The organism is Burkholderia sp. YHN3-13 (assembly GCF_055810675.1).
Genome location: NZ_JBVVNQ010000001.1, coordinates 926,178 through 942,942, shown reverse-complemented (window position 1 = coordinate 942,942; position 16,765 = coordinate 926,178). Strand labels below are relative to the sequence as shown.

Annotated in this window: 15 protein-coding genes; 10 read left to right on the top strand and 5 right to left on the bottom strand. The window is 68.0% G+C overall.

Annotation, left to right across the window (positions count from 1 at the left end; all coding sequences use genetic code 11):
- The first annotated feature begins 73 nt into the window (after nt 1–73).
- From AC0KUR_RS04245 to AC0KUR_RS04235, 3 genes are all read left to right on the top strand, one after another.
- Complete coding sequence (locus AC0KUR_RS04245) at nt 74–1,537, top strand: NAD(P)/FAD-dependent oxidoreductase (protein ID WP_200087229.1); 1,464 nt, start codon at nt 74–76, stop codon at nt 1,535–1,537.
- 87 nt (nt 1,538–1,624) lie between these two features.
- A complete protein-coding gene (locus AC0KUR_RS04240) occupies nt 1,625–2,815 on the top strand; it encodes an MFS transporter (protein WP_473375421.1) in 1,191 nt (396 codons plus the stop codon).
- A 131-nt stretch (nt 2,816–2,946) separates the two neighbouring features.
- Nucleotides 2,947–3,867: a LysR family transcriptional regulator gene (locus tag AC0KUR_RS04235; protein ID WP_473375420.1), complete on the top strand. Its 921-nt coding sequence runs from the start codon at nt 2,947–2,949 to the stop codon at nt 3,865–3,867.
- Nucleotides 3,868–3,882: 15 nt separating this feature from the next.
- On the opposite strand, the gene AC0KUR_RS04230 is transcribed toward AC0KUR_RS04235, so the two are convergent.
- Nucleotides 3,883–4,713, bottom strand: a complete 831-nt coding sequence (locus AC0KUR_RS04230) for a helix-turn-helix transcriptional regulator (protein WP_034188500.1) — start codon at nt 4,711–4,713, stop codon at nt 3,883–3,885.
- 237 nt (nt 4,714–4,950) lie between these two features.
- Between AC0KUR_RS04230 and AC0KUR_RS04225 the strand changes: the two genes are divergently transcribed.
- The 4 genes from AC0KUR_RS04225 (at nt 4,951) to AC0KUR_RS04210 (ending at nt 10,848) form a co-directional block, all read left to right on the top strand.
- The gene (locus tag AC0KUR_RS04225; protein WP_473375419.1) at nt 4,951–6,675 is read left to right on the top strand and encodes an amidohydrolase; all 1,725 of its coding nucleotides are present in this window, start codon (nt 4,951–4,953) and stop codon (nt 6,673–6,675) included.
- A gap of 212 nt (nt 6,676–6,887) precedes the next feature.
- The gene (locus AC0KUR_RS04220; protein ID WP_034188498.1) at nt 6,888–8,003 is read left to right on the top strand and encodes a polyamine ABC transporter substrate-binding protein; all 1,116 of its coding nucleotides are present in this window, start codon (nt 6,888–6,890) and stop codon (nt 8,001–8,003) included.
- Nucleotides 8,004–8,100: 97 nt separating this feature from the next.
- The gene (locus tag AC0KUR_RS04215; protein ID WP_034188497.1) at nt 8,101–9,684 is read left to right on the top strand and encodes a DUF3138 family protein; all 1,584 of its coding nucleotides are present in this window, start codon (nt 8,101–8,103) and stop codon (nt 9,682–9,684) included.
- 87 nt (nt 9,685–9,771) lie between these two features.
- Nucleotides 9,772–10,848 carry a C45 family autoproteolytic acyltransferase/hydolase gene (locus AC0KUR_RS04210; protein WP_034188612.1) on the top strand — a complete coding sequence of 359 codons (1,077 nt, stop codon included), beginning with the start codon at nt 9,772–9,774 and terminating at the stop codon, nt 10,846–10,848.
- 58 nt (nt 10,849–10,906) lie between these two features.
- On the opposite strand, the gene AC0KUR_RS04205 is transcribed toward AC0KUR_RS04210, so the two are convergent.
- The 4 genes from AC0KUR_RS04205 to AC0KUR_RS04190 form a co-directional block, all read right to left on the bottom strand.
- Nucleotides 10,907–12,286: an MFS transporter gene (locus AC0KUR_RS04205; RefSeq protein ID WP_473375418.1), complete on the bottom strand. Its 1,380-nt coding sequence runs from the start codon at nt 12,284–12,286 to the stop codon at nt 10,907–10,909.
- A 180-nt stretch (nt 12,287–12,466) separates the two neighbouring features.
- On the bottom strand, nt 12,467–13,330 hold the full coding sequence (locus AC0KUR_RS04200) for an XAC2610-related protein (RefSeq protein WP_473375469.1): 864 nt from the start codon (nt 13,328–13,330) through the stop codon (nt 12,467–12,469).
- 45 nt (nt 13,331–13,375) lie between these two features.
- Nucleotides 13,376–13,744 carry a hypothetical protein gene (locus tag AC0KUR_RS04195; RefSeq protein ID WP_034188610.1) on the bottom strand — a complete coding sequence of 123 codons (369 nt, stop codon included), beginning with the start codon at nt 13,742–13,744 and terminating at the stop codon, nt 13,376–13,378.
- 23 nt (nt 13,745–13,767) lie between these two features.
- Nucleotides 13,768–14,148: a winged helix-turn-helix transcriptional regulator gene (locus tag AC0KUR_RS04190; RefSeq protein WP_124608144.1), complete on the bottom strand. Its 381-nt coding sequence runs from the start codon at nt 14,146–14,148 to the stop codon at nt 13,768–13,770.
- Nucleotides 14,149–14,284: 136 nt separating this feature from the next.
- Here AC0KUR_RS04190 and gstA point away from each other — a divergent pair, with 136 nt between their 5' ends.
- The 3 genes from gstA (at nt 14,285) to AC0KUR_RS04175 (ending at nt 16,760) form a co-directional block, all read left to right on the top strand.
- Nucleotides 14,285–14,917: a glutathione transferase GstA gene (gstA, locus tag AC0KUR_RS04185; protein WP_367189006.1), complete on the top strand. Its 633-nt coding sequence runs from the start codon at nt 14,285–14,287 to the stop codon at nt 14,915–14,917.
- A 72-nt stretch (nt 14,918–14,989) separates the two neighbouring features.
- On the top strand, nt 14,990–15,376 hold the full coding sequence (locus AC0KUR_RS04180) for a hypothetical protein (RefSeq protein WP_034188493.1): 387 nt from the start codon (nt 14,990–14,992) through the stop codon (nt 15,374–15,376).
- A gap of 91 nt (nt 15,377–15,467) precedes the next feature.
- Nucleotides 15,468–16,760 (top strand): TolC family protein, encoded by a 1,293-nt coding sequence (locus tag AC0KUR_RS04175; RefSeq protein WP_473375417.1) that lies wholly within the window; start codon nt 15,468–15,470, stop codon nt 16,758–16,760.
- The last annotated feature ends 5 nt before the right edge of the window (nt 16,761–16,765 follow it).

The following is a 16,765-nucleotide window of genomic DNA, read 5'->3' as shown; positions in this document are numbered from 1 at the left end:
CCGCCGGGGTGTCGTCGTCCGTGTGACGCGCATCCGGCGGCGGTTTCGTTTTTCGCGTGTGATGGCTGGGATCATGGAAATGGAAGTCAACGAAGCAAAACAGACCGCGCCGGTGCAGGCGCCGCGTGGCACGCCGGTCGCACCGGTCGCGCTGGGCGTCGAGGCGGCGCTCGCGAATACCAGGCTGTTCCCGTACTGGCTCGACAACCCGGCCGCGCCGGCCACCGAGCCGGAACTCGTCGGCGACGTGACGGCCGACCTGCTGATCGTCGGCGGCGGCTTCACGGGGCTGTGGTCGGCCGTGCAGGCAAAGGAACAGATGCCGCACCTGAACGTGGTGCTGATCGAGGCGGGCAAGGTCGCGCACGGCGCATCGGGCCGAGCGGGCGGGATCATCTCGACGTCGGTGATGCACGGGCTGCCGAATGCGGTGCGCGTGTTCCCGAACGACATCGCGGAACTCGAGGCGTTCGGCCATCACAACCTCGATGGCTTCGAGGAAACGCTGAAGCGCTACGACATCGACGCCGACATCGAGTGGAACGGCGAGATGACGGTGGCGGTCGATCCCGAGCACCTCGCGCACCTGAAGGGCGACTACGACCTGCATCGCGAGTACGGCCACGACGTCGTGCTGCTGAACCGCGAGGAAACGCTCGAACAACTGAATTCGCCGCTGTTCGCGGGCGCGCTGTGGTCGCGCAACCGCAGCGGCATCGTGCATCCGGCGAAGCTCGCGTGGGGGCTGAAGCGCGCGGCGCTGTCGCTCGGCGTGAAACTGTACGAGCACACGCCGCTGACGACCGTGACCGACGAAGGCGGCACGGTGTTCGTGACGACGCCGAAGGGCAGCGTGCGCGCGCCGCGTGTCGTGTTCGGCAGCGGCACCGCGAAGGTCGGGATTCCGGACATCAACCGCCGCGTGATGCAGGTGCGCGATCACGTGCTCGCCACCGAGCCGCTGACCGACGAGCAGCTCGCGCGGATCGGCTGGAAGAATCGCCAGGGCGTGTACGACACGCGCACGCAGCTCAACTATTTCCGGCTGACGAAGCACAACAACATCATCTTCGGCGGCCTCGTCAGCTATCACTTCGACGGCGATCCGGAGCCGCACCAGGACGGCCGGCGCGAAACGTACTACCGGCTCGCGGAAGCGTTCTACCGCACGTTCCCGCAACTGAGCGACGTGCGTTTCTCGCACGCATGGGGCGGCCCGATCGATTATTGCTCGCGCGGCTCGGTGTTCGCGAAACGCTATCTCGGCGGCAAGGCCGTGTTCGTCGCCGGCTATACGGGATTCGGCGTCGCGGCGAGCCGGTTCGGCGCGTTCATGGGGCTGAACATCCTGTTCGACCGCGACAGCCCCGAGCGCAAGCTCGACATCGCGAACCAGAGCCCGAGCTACATCCCGCCGGAGCCGATGCGCTGGGTCGCCGCGAAGATCACGTTCCACGCGTTCGACGGCGCGGATGCCGAAGGCGGCTGGAAGCGCGCGTGGATCAGCGGCCTCAAGGCGATGGGCTTCCCGATGTAAGCGACACGGCGGCCCGGCCCGGGCCGCCGCCATATCCAACTCCCCCGAGGAGACGGTCCGCGCCGCGGACACGGAGAGAGACATCGCATGAACGTTGTGAATCTGCAGGATGAAGCGCGGCAGGAAAGCGCGTTGTTCGTCGTCGTGATGCTGCTGCTCGGCATCCTCGGACCGACGGTCTTTCTCGGCCTGCCCGCGATCGTCGGGCAGGTCGAGCGCCATTGGGGCTTCGGCGAAGCGGCGCTCGGGCTGTCGAGCTTCATCGAGGTGCTCGGCGAATCGACGGGCACGCTGCTCGTCGCGTTCGTGCTCGGCCGCCAGCCGGTCCGGCTCGTGCTCGCGGGCGCGGTGACGCTCGCGGCCGGCGCGAACCTCGGCACGCTCGCGACGCACGGGCTCGTCGCCTATTCGACGCTGCAGTTCGTCGCGGGCGTCGGCTCGGGCGGGCTGAACGGGATCGCGCTGCGCTACCTGTCGTATTCGCGCGCGCCGGAACGCAATCTCGGGATCATGCTGATGGGGCAGGTGATGTGGAGCATGGTGCTGCTTGCGTATGTCTTCCCGATGCTGAGCGGCACGTGGGGCGCGCGCGGCGTGTTCGGTTTCGTCGCGTGCGTGCTCGGCATGTTCGTGCTCGCGACGCCGCTGTTCCGCCGCGGCGAGACGATGGCCGCGCCGACGCCGGTCGGGGGGGCCAGCCGCATCGACCGCCAGGGCGCGATGCTCGTGCTGTGCGCGCAGCTCGCGCTGTACGGCGGCGTGGGCGTCGTATGGACCTTCCTCGAGAAGATCGGCACCGATGCGGGCCTGAGCGGCAAGTCGGTGTCGCTCGTGCTCGGCATCGCGAACGTCGCGAGCCTCGTGATCTGCGCGGCGATGCCGAAGCTCGGCGCGGGCGCGGGCCTGCGTCGCTGGACGCTCGTGAACCTCGGCGGCTGCGCGGTCGCGGCCGTGCTGCTCGCGATGCCGGCGTCGGTCGCGACGTTCACGCTCGGCGCGATCGTGTTCATCGGCTGCTGGACCGGCGGCGCGCTGCTGATCTACGCGACGATTCCGCAGTACGACCTGATCGGCCAGTCGGCCGCGCTGTCGCCGGGCTGCGTCGCGCTCGGCTATGGAGTGGGCTCGGTCGCGGGCGGGTCGCTGATCGAGCGCGCGGGCACGCAGTCGGCATTGATCGCGGCGATCGCGCTGTGCGCGGCGGCGTTCCTCTGCTACGGGCGGCTGCGGCCGGCCGTGTTCGGCATCGCGCGCCCGCTCGCGGCGGTATCGGAGTGACAGGGTTGCGACGCGCGCCGCTGCCGATGGCGGCGCGCGTCCCGTTCGGTTCATCGGCGAAGGCGGCGGGCGGGGCGCGCGAGGCGCGCCGTGCCGGCCGGGCAACGCGCGTACGCGCAGCGGCTTGACGCATGTTTTCGAATACCACCGATCTCGATCTCCGGCTCATCCGGGTCTTTCTGGCCGTCGTCGACGCACGCGGCATCACGGCTGCCGAGGCGTCGCTCGGCGTGCGGCAGTCGACCATCAGCACGCAGCTGTCGGCGCTCGAGGCGCGCGTCGGCTTCAAGCTGTGCGATCGCGGGCGCGGCGGCTTTCGGCTGACGTCGAAGGGCGAACGCTTCGCGGCCACGGCGCGTACGCTCGTCGCGGCGACCTCCGAATTCGTCGCGCGCGTGCGCGACATCGACCGCAAGCTGGTCGGCACGCTGTCGATCGGCCTGATCGGCCAGGCGCCGCTCGTCGAGAACGCGCGGGTGGCCGACGCGATCGGCGCGTTCCGCCAGCGCGACCAGGCCGTCACGTTCTCGATGAAGGTCGCCTCGCCGCAGGAGCTCGAGGAAAGCCTCGTCAACAACCAGCTCGATCTCGCGATCGGCTATTTCTGGCATCGCGTGCCGGGCCTGCTCTATACGCCGCTGTTCACCGAGCAGCAGGTGATCTATTGCGGGCGCGGGCATCCGCTGTTCCATGCGTCGCGGCCCGTGACGGCGGACGATCTGCAGCTTCACGACTGGGTGTGGCGTACCTACCCGGTGCCGGAGGAGCAGTATCCGTTGCCGGAGCGCCGCGTGACCGCGAGCGCGGACAGCATCGAGGCCGCGACCATTCTGATCCTGTCGGGCGGCCATCTCGGCTATCTGCCCGCGCACTACGCGGAGCCGTTCGAACAGCGCGGGCTCGTGAAGGCCGTCGGCCGCGCGACGTTCAGCTTCGACGTGCCGCTGCATCTCGCGATGAAGCGCAGCACGAGCGACAAGCCGATCGTCGACGCGTTCTGCGAGGACTTGCTGCGCGCCTTCAACATCAAGGCGGCCGTGCTGGCCGCGTAAATCCGGGCCGCGCGCTCAGCAGTCGACGAGCGTCCAGTCGAACAGCTCGCGGCGCGTGCGCACGCCGAGCTTCGCGAACGCGCGCTTCACGTACGACTCGGCCGTCGACAGCTTCACGTCCAACTGCTGCGCGGCCTCGGGCACCGAGCGCCCGCACAGCATCAGCCGGCAGATCTCGTGCTCGCGGCGCGACAACTGCACGTCCTGGCGTTCGAGGCGCGCGTCGAAGCTCGCCTGCGATCCGACGTTCACCGATACCGTTGCCACGCGCCGCGCCGCGCAGGTACGCGCATGCAGCTCGAACATCGGGAACAGCAGATCGACCATCTGCCGGAAATGGAACAGCTCGTCCGTCGTGAACGCGGCCCGCCCGACGGCGCGCGCGAGCCCGAGCGCGTACTGCAGGTGCGCGGTGCCGTGCACGAGCAGGCATTCCTGCGCGATGCCGGGTTCGTCGAAGATGCGCCGGCGGAACTCGCCCTGCGCGATGCCGTCGACATGGCGCTGCACGAGCAGCGTGCCGGCCTTGCCGCGCAGCGGCGCGACCAGCGGGTCGGTCTGGCAATAGTGCTGGTAGTAAATATCCATCACGCGCAGTGTATCGGCCGCGACACGCAGGCTGCCGCTGCCGAGCCATTCGACGACGAAGCCCGACGTGCTGCCCGCGTCCGCGCGCCAGCGTTCGAGGTGCACGGCGTCGGCGTGGATGCTGTCGTTGACGAACGCGGTGACCGCGCCGACGAAATCCGGCGTGCCGACCGCACGCAGCGTCGCGCCGAGCGTGTCGGGGCGCACGCCGATCAGGTAGTGGCCGCGGGCGGCGGGGTCGGGCTGGAGCAGTCGCATGGTCGGGTGCAGGCGGTCAGGGGACAGCGCGACGTTACGCGAACGCCGCGCGTGCGTCAGCCGGGTATTCACCGGTCAACCCCGCGGATTTCGCGCGTTGTCCCCAAAACGACGACAAGACCGGGTACGCGGCGGCGTGAATTCGCCGAAGCCCCCGCGGCGGGGGGGCATACCGGTGCGAATCGTCTGTCTATAGTGAAAGCACTTCGAAAACCTGATGACCACCGAGGACAGGCAATGCAGATTCAACCGACGCAGGTCGCCGCGACGCCGGCGGATTTCGTTCTGACCAACGCGAAGGTCTACACCGTCGATTCGCACCGGCCGTGGGCGCAGGCCGTTGCCGTGCGCGACGGCCGGATCGTTCACGTCGGCGACGTGGCGGCCGTGCAGGCGTACGTCGGTGCGCGGACGAAGGTCGTCGACGCGGCCGGCCGGCTCGTGCTGCCGGGCTTCGTCGAGTCGCACTGGCACTTCGAGACGACCGCGTTCGCGTTCCAGGCGTTCGTGAATCACGAGGATCCGCAGAAGGTGCTCGGCGCGCTGCGTGCCTACGTCGAATCGCATCCGGACGAGCCGGCGATCACCGGGATGGGCTGGGTGCAGGCGACGATCCCGCCAGCCATGCTGCGCAAGGAGACGCTCGACGCGATCTGCGCGGATCGCCCGGTGTGCCTGCTGTCGACGGATTTCCATTCGATGTGGGTGAACTCGAAGGCGCTGGAGATCGCCGGTATCGACGCGTCGACGCCGCCCGTGCAGGCAGGCGCGAGCTGGTTCGAGAAGGACGCGATGACGGGCGAGCCGACCGGCCTGATCGTCGACGGCGCCGCGTATTCGTTGCTGATGCAGCGGATCAGCGCGGCCGGCCTGCTGCCGACCGGCATCGATCTGTACCTGAAATCGATTCCGCCGTGGCAGAAGAAGCTGTGCGCGGCCGGCGTGACGACCGTGTTCGATGCCGGCTTCTTCGACGCGAGCGGCGACCAGTCGCTGCTGTACGAGACGCTGCAGACGATGGAGCGCGCGGGCGACCTGAAGCTGCGCGTGGTGGGCAGTGTCGCGGTGATCGGCGAGATCGACGATCCGGTCGGCACGCTCGTCCGGTATCGCGAGCAGTACGATTCGCCGCTCGTGAAGGCGCGCGCGCTGAAGCTGTTCCTCGACGGCACCGAGGCGAACCACACCGCCTACCTGCTCGAACCGTACGCGGATCGCCCCGACACCTGCGGCGCGCCGACGATGCCGGCCGACACTTTCAACCGCTATCTGGTCGAAGCCGATCGCGCGAACGCGAACGTGATGGTCCATTGCGTCGGCGACGCGGCGGTGCGAATGGCGCTCGACGGCTTCGACGAGGTCAACCGCGCGAACCCGCCGCGCGACCGCCGCCACGTGATCACGCACGCGTTTCTCACGCATCCGGACGACATCCCGCGCTTTCGCCGCGCGGGCGTGATGGCGAACACGCAGTTGCAGTGGGGCGTGGTCGACGCGTACACCGAGCAGCTGCGCGACCACTACGGCCACGCACGCTGGAGCAACATGTACAAGTTCCGCACGTTCCTCGACGCAGGCGTGACGGTGTCGATCGGCATGGACGGCCTCGCGTGCCAGTGCCGCTGCCAGCACAAGCCGCTCGAGCACATCGAGTCGGGCCACACGCGCCAGCTCGCGGGCGAACCCGACGCGCCGGTGTTTCCGGACATCGCCGAGCGTCTGAGCATTCCGCAACTGATCGCCGCGTACACGATCCACGGCGCGTACCAGCTCGGGATGGAGCACGAGGTCGGCTCGCTGACACCCGGCAAGCGCGCGGATCTCGTCGTGCTCGAGAACGACCTGTTCGAGGTCGGCCAATACGACATCGGCCGCATCGACGTCGGGCTGACGATGATGGGCGGCCGCATCACGCACGTGGGCAACGATTTCGGGGCACGCACGGGTATCCAGGCGTCCTGACCGGGCATCCCGGCTGACGACGCGGTGACGCCGGCTTTCAGGCGGCTTCCGTTTTCGCGGGCCGCCGATCCCGGCCGGAACCGGATGCGCCGATTGTGACGCGTGTCCCCCTATTGGCAGGGCAGACCGGCCAATTTCCTCTGGCTACATTTTCCCGGACCGAAGCAACCACCGCTCGCCGGGAGCGGATCACGATACCGACGGAGGAAAACATGGCAGGGGAGTGGAAACGGCATCTGGGGACGGCATGCGCGGCGCTCGCGCTGGGCGGGTTCGCGTGGGCCGGCACGCCCGTCGCGCACGCGGCGGACGTCGTCAACGTGTACAACTGGGGCAACTCGATCGGCAAGGCGACGATCGCGAACTTCGAGAAGGCGACCGGCATCAAGGTCGTCTACCAGGAGTTCGATTCGAACGAGACGCTGCAGGCGAAGCTGCTGTCGGGCACGTCGGGCTACGACGTCGTCGTGCCGTCCGACATCTTCTGGGCGCGGCAGCTGCAGGCCGGCATCTACCGCAAGATCGACCGGAGCCAGGTGCCGAACTACGGGCTGCTCGATCCGGAAATCATGAAGGTGCTGGCGAAGGACGATCCGGGCAACCAGTTCGGCATTCCGTGGACGTGGGGCACCGACGGGCTCGGGATGAACGTCGAGAAGGTGAAGGCCGCGCTCGGCAACGATGCGCCGCTCGACAGCTGGTCGCTGCTGTTCGATCCGAAGGTCGTGCAGAAGCTGAAGCACTGCGGCGTGTCGGTGCTCGATTCGCCGGTCGATGCGTTCGGGATGGCGTTCGTGTACCTGAAGAAGGATCCGAACACGACGAACCCGGCCGACTACCAGGCCGCCTATGAGCTGCTGAAGACGGTGCGGCCGTACATCACGCAGTTCAACTCGAGCAGCTACATCAACGATCTTGCGGGCGGCGACATCTGCCTCGCGCTCGGCTGGTCGGGCGACGTGAACTCCGCGCGGATCGCGGCCGCTTCCGCGAAGAAGTCGTATCACATCAAGTACGTGATTCCGACCGAAGGCAGCGCGATGTGGTTCGACATGATGGCGATTCCGAAGGATGCGCCGCATCCGGACGCCGCACTGAAGTTCGTGAACTTCGTGCTGTCGGAGCAGGAGAGCGCGAACCTGACCAACGACACGTCGTATCCGTCCGCCGTGCCGTCGTCGAGGCATCTCGTGCGCGCCGAAGTGACGAGCGACCCGGCCGTGTTCCCGCCCGCCGACGTGATCCGCCGGCTGAGCCTCAGCAAGCCGGTTCCGCCCGAGCTGATGCGTCTGCAGAACCGTCTCTGGACAAAGCTGAAGACCGAGTAAGCCGGCCGCCGCTTCCCGCACTCCCGCATACCTTTCGCGCGCCCCGCCGCTGATCGCGGCGGGCGGGGGCGCGCTCGTCCCGACGACCACCCAGAACATGAAGATCAAACACATGACGGCGCTGTGCCTGCTCGCATTCGAAGCGGCTTCGGCGATGGCGCGCACGGCGCCGCAGGCGACCGACGCGAGCAGGATGAAGGCGCTGCAGGCGCAGGTCACCGCGCTGCAGCAGCAGGTGAACGAGCTGCGCGCGAGCATGCTGGCGGCGCAGCCTGCCGGCGCCGCACCAACGGCCCATGCCGCCTCGGGCGGCGTGAAGATCGGTTCGATCAGCACGGCGGCGGCCGCCGCGCCGGCCGCCGATTCCGCGCCTGCCTTCACGAACGACGACCTGCAGCAGATGCGCGAGCAGATCGCGAATGCATCGCTGAAGGTCGACTCGCTGCAGGAAGCCGCGACGACCGGCCCGCTCGCGGGCCTGAGCATCACCGGCTACGTCGATCCCGTGTACCTGTTCAACCGCGCGCAGCGTACGTCGGGCTTCCAGTTCCTGAACCACGACCCGGGCGCGTACGATTACTACAACAGCACGATCGGCGACGTCTATCTTGACATCAAGAAGACCTTCGGCGTCGGCCCGATGGCGCCGTCCGCGGAGATCGTGATCCAGCCGAACCGCGGCTTCGGCAACGTGTTCGGCAATTCGCACGGCGGCGTCGGCAACAACATCGTCACGCAGGCGCAGGTCAACGTGCCGCTCACCACGACGCGCACGTTCGAGATCGGCATGATGCCGAGCCTCGCGGGTTACGAAGTGCAGCCGTCGAACCAGATGCTCACGCTCACGCACGGGCTGCTGTACGACTTCAGCGAGCCGGGCAACCTGATCGGCATCGGGCTGAAGGGGTCCAACGCGGCGATGACGCGCTTCTGGCAGGTCGTGATCGGCAACGAGGTGCTGCGGACGGCCGGTGCGATCGCGAACGCGGCGAACAACACGACCAAGACCAACTGGACGCCGACGATCACCGCGCGCTTCGACAACGCGACGTCGACGGCCTTCGACTTCGGGATCTCCGGGATGCTCGGCCGGCAGTCGCTGTTCTCGCCGTGCGCGGTGGCGGGAGGCTACGGCTACCAGTGCAACGGCGCGTCGCCGACCGGCTTCTACAAGTACGTGGAAGCCGACATGACCTATACGCACGACAAGACGCAGGTCAACGCGCAGGTCGACTACGGCGAGCTGCAGAAGGGCGCGTGGAACGGCGGCACGGCCCGCTGGTACGGGATGTCGCTGCTCGGCCATACGAAGTGGACGACGTCGTGGGTCGGTCGCATGGGCGCGACGCTGCGCTTCGACTACCTGAACAACACGTCGAACGGCGGCGGCGGCACGAACATCCAGTACGGGCTCGCGGGCGGCAACCCGTCGGTGAACGGCACGAGCGGCTTCGGCATCGATCCGGCGTGCTTCCAGGGCTCGGCGACCAACGGCACCGAATGCAAGGGCGCGCGGCGTTATGCGATCACGGCGGACCTGTTGTTCTATCCGACGCAGCAGATCACCGTGAAGGTCGAATACCGCCACGACGCGGCGAACCATCCGGTGTTCCTGAAGAGCAACGGCACGTACGCGCGCAGCAACGACCTCGCCGGGATGCAGTTCATCTACTCGTTCTGACGGCCGGCACGTGCCAATTTGTTCGTATGGCGAAACACTTTACGGGCCGCGCCGGCCCGGGTCTCATTCGACACAGGAGGTTTGATCTTGAAGCTGCACACATTCGCGACCGACATCACCGATCCGCATGAGCGGGGCCGTCTGATCGGCGCGCGCTTCGCGCCCGCGATCCGCGATACGGTTGCGCGCTATCTCGCGTTCTTCCCGAAGCTCGGCGTCGAGCCGCAGCGCGCGCGGGCGATCGGCGAAGCGAGCCTCGCCGCGCTCGACGCATGGTGCCCACGCCTGGCCGCCGAAGTCGAGGCGATCGCCGAGGGCGTCGACCTGCCGCACTGGCAGCTCGCGTGCCTGAACGCGCGCACCGAGATTCTCGCGACCGCGCCCGCGTCGGCCGAAGGCGAATGCTCGACGACCGTCTACGCGCCGGCGGGCCCGCACGCGCCGCGCACGCTGCAGACGTGGGACTGGCACGACAGCCTCGCGCCGCAGGGGCTGCTGATGCTGTTCGCGACGCCGCAGGGCCGCACGGTCAAGCTGTTCGCCGAATTCGGGATGCTCGCGAAGCTCGGCGTGAACAGCGCGGGGCTCGGGCTGCACTTCAACATCCTGCATCACGCGAGCGACGACGGCAGCGCGGGCGTGCCCGTGCATGCGATCGCGCGGCGTCTGCTCGAAGAGGCGACGACGGTGCAGGAGGCGATCGAACTCGCGCGCACCGCGCGCGTGAGCGCATCGACGGTGCTGACCGTGTTCACGCGGCACGACGCGAACCCGCGTGCGGCGAGCATCGAACTGAGCCCGTCGGGTGTCGGTGTGGTCGTGCCGCGCCCGGACGGCTGGCTGCTGCACACGAACCACTTCCTCGATCGCGCGTTGAGCGGCGGCGAGTGCATGCCCGACAGTTCCACCACGCGCGAACGCTTCGCGTACCTGAACGAGGTCGTGACGGGCATGACGGGCGCCGATGTGCGCGAACGCGCGGCGGCGATGTGCGGTGCGGCCGGCGACGCGGCCGTCGTGTGTTTCCACCCGGATCCGTCGATGCCCGACACCGAGCGCTGGGAAACGCTGCTGACCGTCGGCATCGATACCGATGCGTGTGCGCTCGACTATGTGGCCGGCAATCCGCACGATCTCGCGCGCGACGGGTTCATGCGGTTCTGACGCGGCACGCGGACAGCGGCAAGGCCGGGACGGCTCGTATGGGCAGCCCTCGTGACGCTCATGCGTCGATGCGCTCGACCTTGCCGACGAGCAGCCCGTACGACAGGCTGCCGGCGAGCGCCATCGCGGCGATGTAGGTGATCGCACGCGAGAAGTCGGCACCGTCTACCAGCAGTCCGATCACGATCGGCGTCGCGATCGCGGACAGGTTGCCGATCAGGTTGAAGACGCCGCCCGTGAGACCGAGGAGCCGCGCGGGCGCGAGCCCCGATACGAGCGACCACGTGATCGACGCGAAGCCGTTGCCGAAGAACGCGATCGTCATGAACGCGATGACCCAGCCCGTCGACGACACGTAGTTCGCGCCGATGATGCAGGTCGAGACCAGCAGCCCCGAGATGATCGGCAGCTTGCGCGCGAAGCCCTGCGACGCACCGCGGCGCATCAGCCAGTCCGACAGCACGCCCGAGCACAGCACGCCGACGAACGCGGCGAGGAACGGCAGCGATGCGAGGAAGCCCGACTTGATGAAATCCATCCCGCGGTATTTGACGAGGTAGGTCGGGAACCACGTGAGGAAGAACCACAGCGTCGAGTTCAGTGCGAACTGGCCGAGGTAGATGCCCCACAGTTTGCGTCGGCCGAGCACGACGCCGAGGTCGCGCCACGTCGACGGCGCGCGTTCGCTGCGTGCCGCGATGCGGTCCTCCAGATCGACGAGCCCGCCGCCGTCGCGGATCAGCGCGATCTCGGCCGCGTTGACGCCGTGAAACGCGCGCGGTTCGCGATATACCGCATACCAGATCGCGGCCCATGCGATGCCGGCGAGGCCCGTCGCGACGAACACCATGTGCCAGCCGAGGTGCACCTGCAGCCAAGCGAGCACCGGCGTGAGGAACGCGAGGCCGACGAATTGCCCCGACGTGTAGCCGCCGATCGCACTTGCGCGTTCGCGGGTTGGGAACCACGTCGTGACCACACGGTTGTTGATCGGGTAGGCCGGCGCTTCCAGCGCGCCGACCGCGAGACGCAGCACGATCAGCCCGACGAACGAACCCGCGAAGCCGAGCAGCAGCGTCGCGGCCGACCACAGCGCAAGCGCGCCCGCATACAGCACGCGCGGCGACACCTTGTCGACGAGCCAGCCGCCCGGGATCTGCATCAGCGCATAGGTCCAGCCGAATGCGGAGAACACCAGGCCCGCGCGGACCGGATCGATGTTCAGTTCCTTGAACAGCGCGGGTGCGGCGATCGACAGGTTGCTGCGGTCGAGATAGTTGATCACGACCGTGACGAACAGCAGCGCGAGGATCAGCAGGCGCTTGCGGCTCGGCTGGGTGGTTGCGGTTGAGCGGGGCGTGGATTCGGGGGTGGTACCGCCATGCGCGGTCGAGCGCTCAGGCGGGGTTGCATGGGTGCGTGACGCGGATTGGGCCACGGTCGTCTCCTGTGTTCTCTGCCCGGCCGGCGCCCGCGAGCGGGGCGGCCGAATCGGATGGCGTTGGGGCGAACGTTAGAACCGTGGCGCGACGCGCGTCAACATTTGGACAGGTATCCCTATTAATGGGATGTTTGGCGTTCAGTATGTGGGAAAGGGCGGTGCGTGTCGCGTCGTGCGTCAGTCGGCCATCGCTTCCTTCGCCCTGACCCAGCCCTGCACCACACCCGCGTGCGGATTGCGATACCGCACCTTCAGCCACAGAAAATCATCGCTCGCGTCGATCACCTCCACCGTGTCGCCCGCGACGACATAACGGCGCGTGGGCGCATCGATCATTGCGTCGTGCAGCGGCAGGCGCGCCGGATGTACCTTGAACGTCACGTTGCCGCCGCCATACGCCTGCGGTCGGCGCGACACACGCTTGCCGTGCTCGTCGTAGGTCAGCAGCATCGACGCCGGGCCGTTGTCGTCGTCGAGGAGCGTGCGCAGGTCGTCAGGTACCGCTTCGCTGGACTGGTACAGATACATCTTGCCGGCGGTGTCGAAACGGTACGCATCGGTGTACCAGATCGGCCCGCCACGGCACGAACTGTACAGCGTGCGCTCCTTCGGTTTTGCATCGACATTGATCAGGTCGTCGCAACTGCCGTGCGGCAGGTTGCCCGCCGGCATCGAAAGCGGCGCGAACTGCTGGCGCGCGGCATCGTACAGGTAGATGCCGTAGCTTTCGTTGACCATGCCGAGCAGCGCATGCACCGCGAGATCGCGGTGGCCGTCGAAGTTGTAGTCGTCGGTCGCGACGTGATAGTGGCCCTCCTCGTCGGTGGCCGTGACGTCGAGCGTTTGCGTTTTCCCGCTCGGCAGGAAGCGGACCGTGATGTGCGCGCTGTCGGCGCGTTCGACGCGGGCCGTGACGGTGTCGTCGACCTTGAACGTGAGCAGCGGCTTGGCCGCATGCGCGGCGGGGGCGATCGATGCGCACGCGGCGAGCAGCAGCGCGGCGACGCGGGGAAGCGGGCGGAGCCGCGGCGAGTGCGTCACGAGCGGGTGCCGGAGCGAAGCGAAGGGGCGCATGCGGGCAGCCGGTCAGCGTTGCGTGCTGTCGTCGCGATAGCCGCTCTTGCCGACGAAGATCTCCTTCAGCGCGGCGCGCAGCGTGACCGGATCGTACTGGCCGGGCGCGAGATGGATCACGTAGCGCGTGTGGCCGTCGAGCCGCGCGGCGATGCCCGGTTCGATCTCGACGTCGATCGCATCGTCGGTCAGGCGCACCGACAGATCCTTGACGCGCAGGTTGACCTGGTCGCGCACCATCACTTCGATCAGCGCGTCGTCCGGAAAGCGCGACAGCGCGAAGCAGTAGTCCTGCTCCGCATCGTGACAGTAGAGGTTGGCGAAGCTTTCGTCGTCGTCGAGGTCGGACGTCGCCGCGCCGACGGTAGCGTGAAGTTCCATGAACGTCGGTTCCTGCATGAAGATTATCGGGGGGAATGCATGCGTGTTTCGATCGTGGCCGCGGTGTCGGGCGTCGGATCGGCCTGCTCGTCGCGCGCCTTCAGCCACAGCCCGAACTCGCGCATGACTTCGACGACCGGCCGCAGCCGGTCGCCGTCCGCGGTGAGATCGTACTCGACGCGCACCGGCACTTCGGGATAGACGGTCCGCTTCACGAGCCCCGCATCCTCCAGCGCGCGCAGGTCGAGCGTCAGCATGCGCTGCGAGATGCCCGGCATGTCGCGGCGCAGGTCGCTGAAGCGCCGCGGCCCGTCGAGCAGATACGACACCAGCAGCAGCCGCCAGCGGCCGCCGAGCAGGCGCATCGCTTCTTCAACGGAACATCCTGTCGCACTCGTTTTCATCGTGCTGAACCCTGGTCGGTAAATTTTTTGTGACTACGGCACAAACGACTGCCGTCTTCCCAGCCGTGCGCCGATGCGAGATATTAGCGCCCGCGTCGCGGCGAATCGATACCTGGACTACCCACGAAGGATACGCATGAAGCTCTATCACGCTCCCGGCAGCTGTTCGCAGGCGATCTGCATCGTGCTGCGCGAAGGCGGCATCGACGCGGAGATCGTCAGGGTCGACGCGCGCAAGCACGTCGTCGAAGACGGCCGCAACTACTACGACGTGAACGAACTCGGCTACGTGCCGCTGCTCGAACTCGACGACGGCACGATGCTGCGCGAAGGGCCGGTGATCGCGCAGTATCTCGCGGACCAGCGCCCGGAAGCCGCGCTCGCGCCGGCCCGTGGGACGCTCGCGCGTTACCGGCTGATGGAATGGCTCAACTTCCTCGGCACCGAGATCCACAAGGGCTTCATCCCGTTGCTGTATGCGGTGCAGGCGGGGAAGTACGTCGAGCCCGTCCGACAGAAACTCGACGGCCGCTTCGCATGGATCGACCGCCAGCTCGACGGCCGGACGTTCGTGACCGGCGACACGTTCACGGTCGCCGATGCTTACCTGTTCGCGCTGACCGGCTGGGGCAAGGCCGACTGGATGCGCTCGGTGTACAACGCGGATATCGACCTGAGCCGCCATGCGCATCTGCGCGCGTGGTACGAGCGCGTGCGCGCGCGGCCGGCCGTGCAGGCCGCGCTGGCCGCGGACGGCCTGCTGAAGTGAGCTGTGGCGGCGCGTCATTCTGCCGTAGCGACGCGCCGCCACGCAGCGACCGGCCGGGATATAATCGCCGCCATGAAACTGCTTCGGACCTTCATCCTGCTGCTGCTGTGCGCGGTGCTGCCCCTCACTGGGCTGGCAGCCAGCGGCCTGACCGGTGAATGTCCGATGCAGCACACGATGTCGACGGATCCGGATACCGGCATGAACCTGGCGATGTCCGCCGGCATGAGCGGCTGCGATTCGATGCAGCCGTCATCCGCCGATCACGCGAAGGCCAAAGCCAAGGGCGCGGCCTGCAAGGTGACGGCCGAATGCCAGTTCGGCAGCCTCTATCACCCGGTCGCTCGCGTCGACGTCAGCCGTCCCGCCGCATTCGCGAGCACGATCGTCTTCCATTACACGCAGTCCGTCCCGGCCCGCGACCCGAACGGGTTGTGGCGCCCGCCGCGCATCAACTGATCCCGATCTGACCGGTTCACCGCGCACGCGGTGAGGTTCGTCCTGTGCGCAGGACGTGGAATCCTTTTGGGTTCCGACCTGGGGTTACACCATGTCATTCGATTTCAGCACGCCGCGTACGCGGCGTGCGTGTCGGCGCGCGCCCGTACTGTGGGTCGCGCTGCTGGCGGCGGGCGCCGTTCATGCGCAGCAGTCGCCTGTCACGCTCGACGCCGCGCTGCAGTCCGCGACCGATCATTCCGCTTCGATGCAGGCCGCGCAGGCTTCCGTGCTCGCGCGTTCCGAAGTGGCCGTCAAGGCCGACCAGTTGCCCGACCCGATGCTCAAGGCCGGTATCGACAACCTGCCAGTCAATGGTGGTCAGCGCTTCACCGTCGGCCAGGACTTCATGACGATGCGCCGCATCGGCATCGAGCAGGAGTGGGTGTCCGGCGACAAGCGGCGGCTGCGCACGGCACTTGCCAACGAGCAGGTCGGCCGTGAGCGCGCGGGCCATCTCGCGCAGCTCGCCATCGTGCGCCAGCAGACCGCGACGGCTTGGCTCGACGCCGTCTACGCGAAGCAGGCGCTCGCGCTTCAGCAGGCGCTGCTCGGCCACATGAATCACGAACTCGACGCCACGCAGGCGTCGTATCGCGGCGCGAAGGCGGGTGCCGGCGATGTCGTGCAGGCGCGCGCGATGCTCGCGCAAACGCAGGATCAGGTGCTCAAGGCGCAGCAGGCATACCGCACCGCGCTTGTCGTGCTGGCCCGCTGGACGGCCGTTCCGGCGGCCGACGTGACGGGGGCGCCGCCTGCACCGGAATCCTTCGTGTCGTCGCTGCCGCCGGACGAGCTGCGCCTGTCGCAGCCGGCGCTCGTCGCCGCGGCCGACGACATCGCGGTGGCCGAAGCCGACACGGCGGTCGCGAACAGCGAGCGCAGCCCGAACTGGACATGGGAGATCGCGTACCAGCAGCGCGGCGGCGCGTATTCGAACATGGTGTCCGTCGGCGTCTCGATCCCGCTGCCGCTCAATCGCAAGAACCGCCAGAACCGCGACGTCGCCGAGAAGGCCGCCCTCGAGACGAGGGCGCGCCTGATGTACGAGGACACGCTGCGCCAGGTGCAGGCCGATATCCGTACGCAATCCGAGGCGCTGGCGAGCGGCCGCGAACGCATCGCGAACCTGAGCGCCGCGCTGCTGCCCGCCGCCGACCAGCGCGTGCAGCTCGCGATGGCCGCGTACCGGGCCGGCACGGGGTCGCTCGCCGATACGTTCGCCGCGCGGCGGGCGCAACTCGACGCGCAGTTGCAGCTGCTCGATCTCAGGCGCGACGTGTCGCGGACCTGGGCGCAGCTCGAATATCAGGTCGTGCCGTCGGCGCTGGCCGCCGCGCAGTGAAGGAG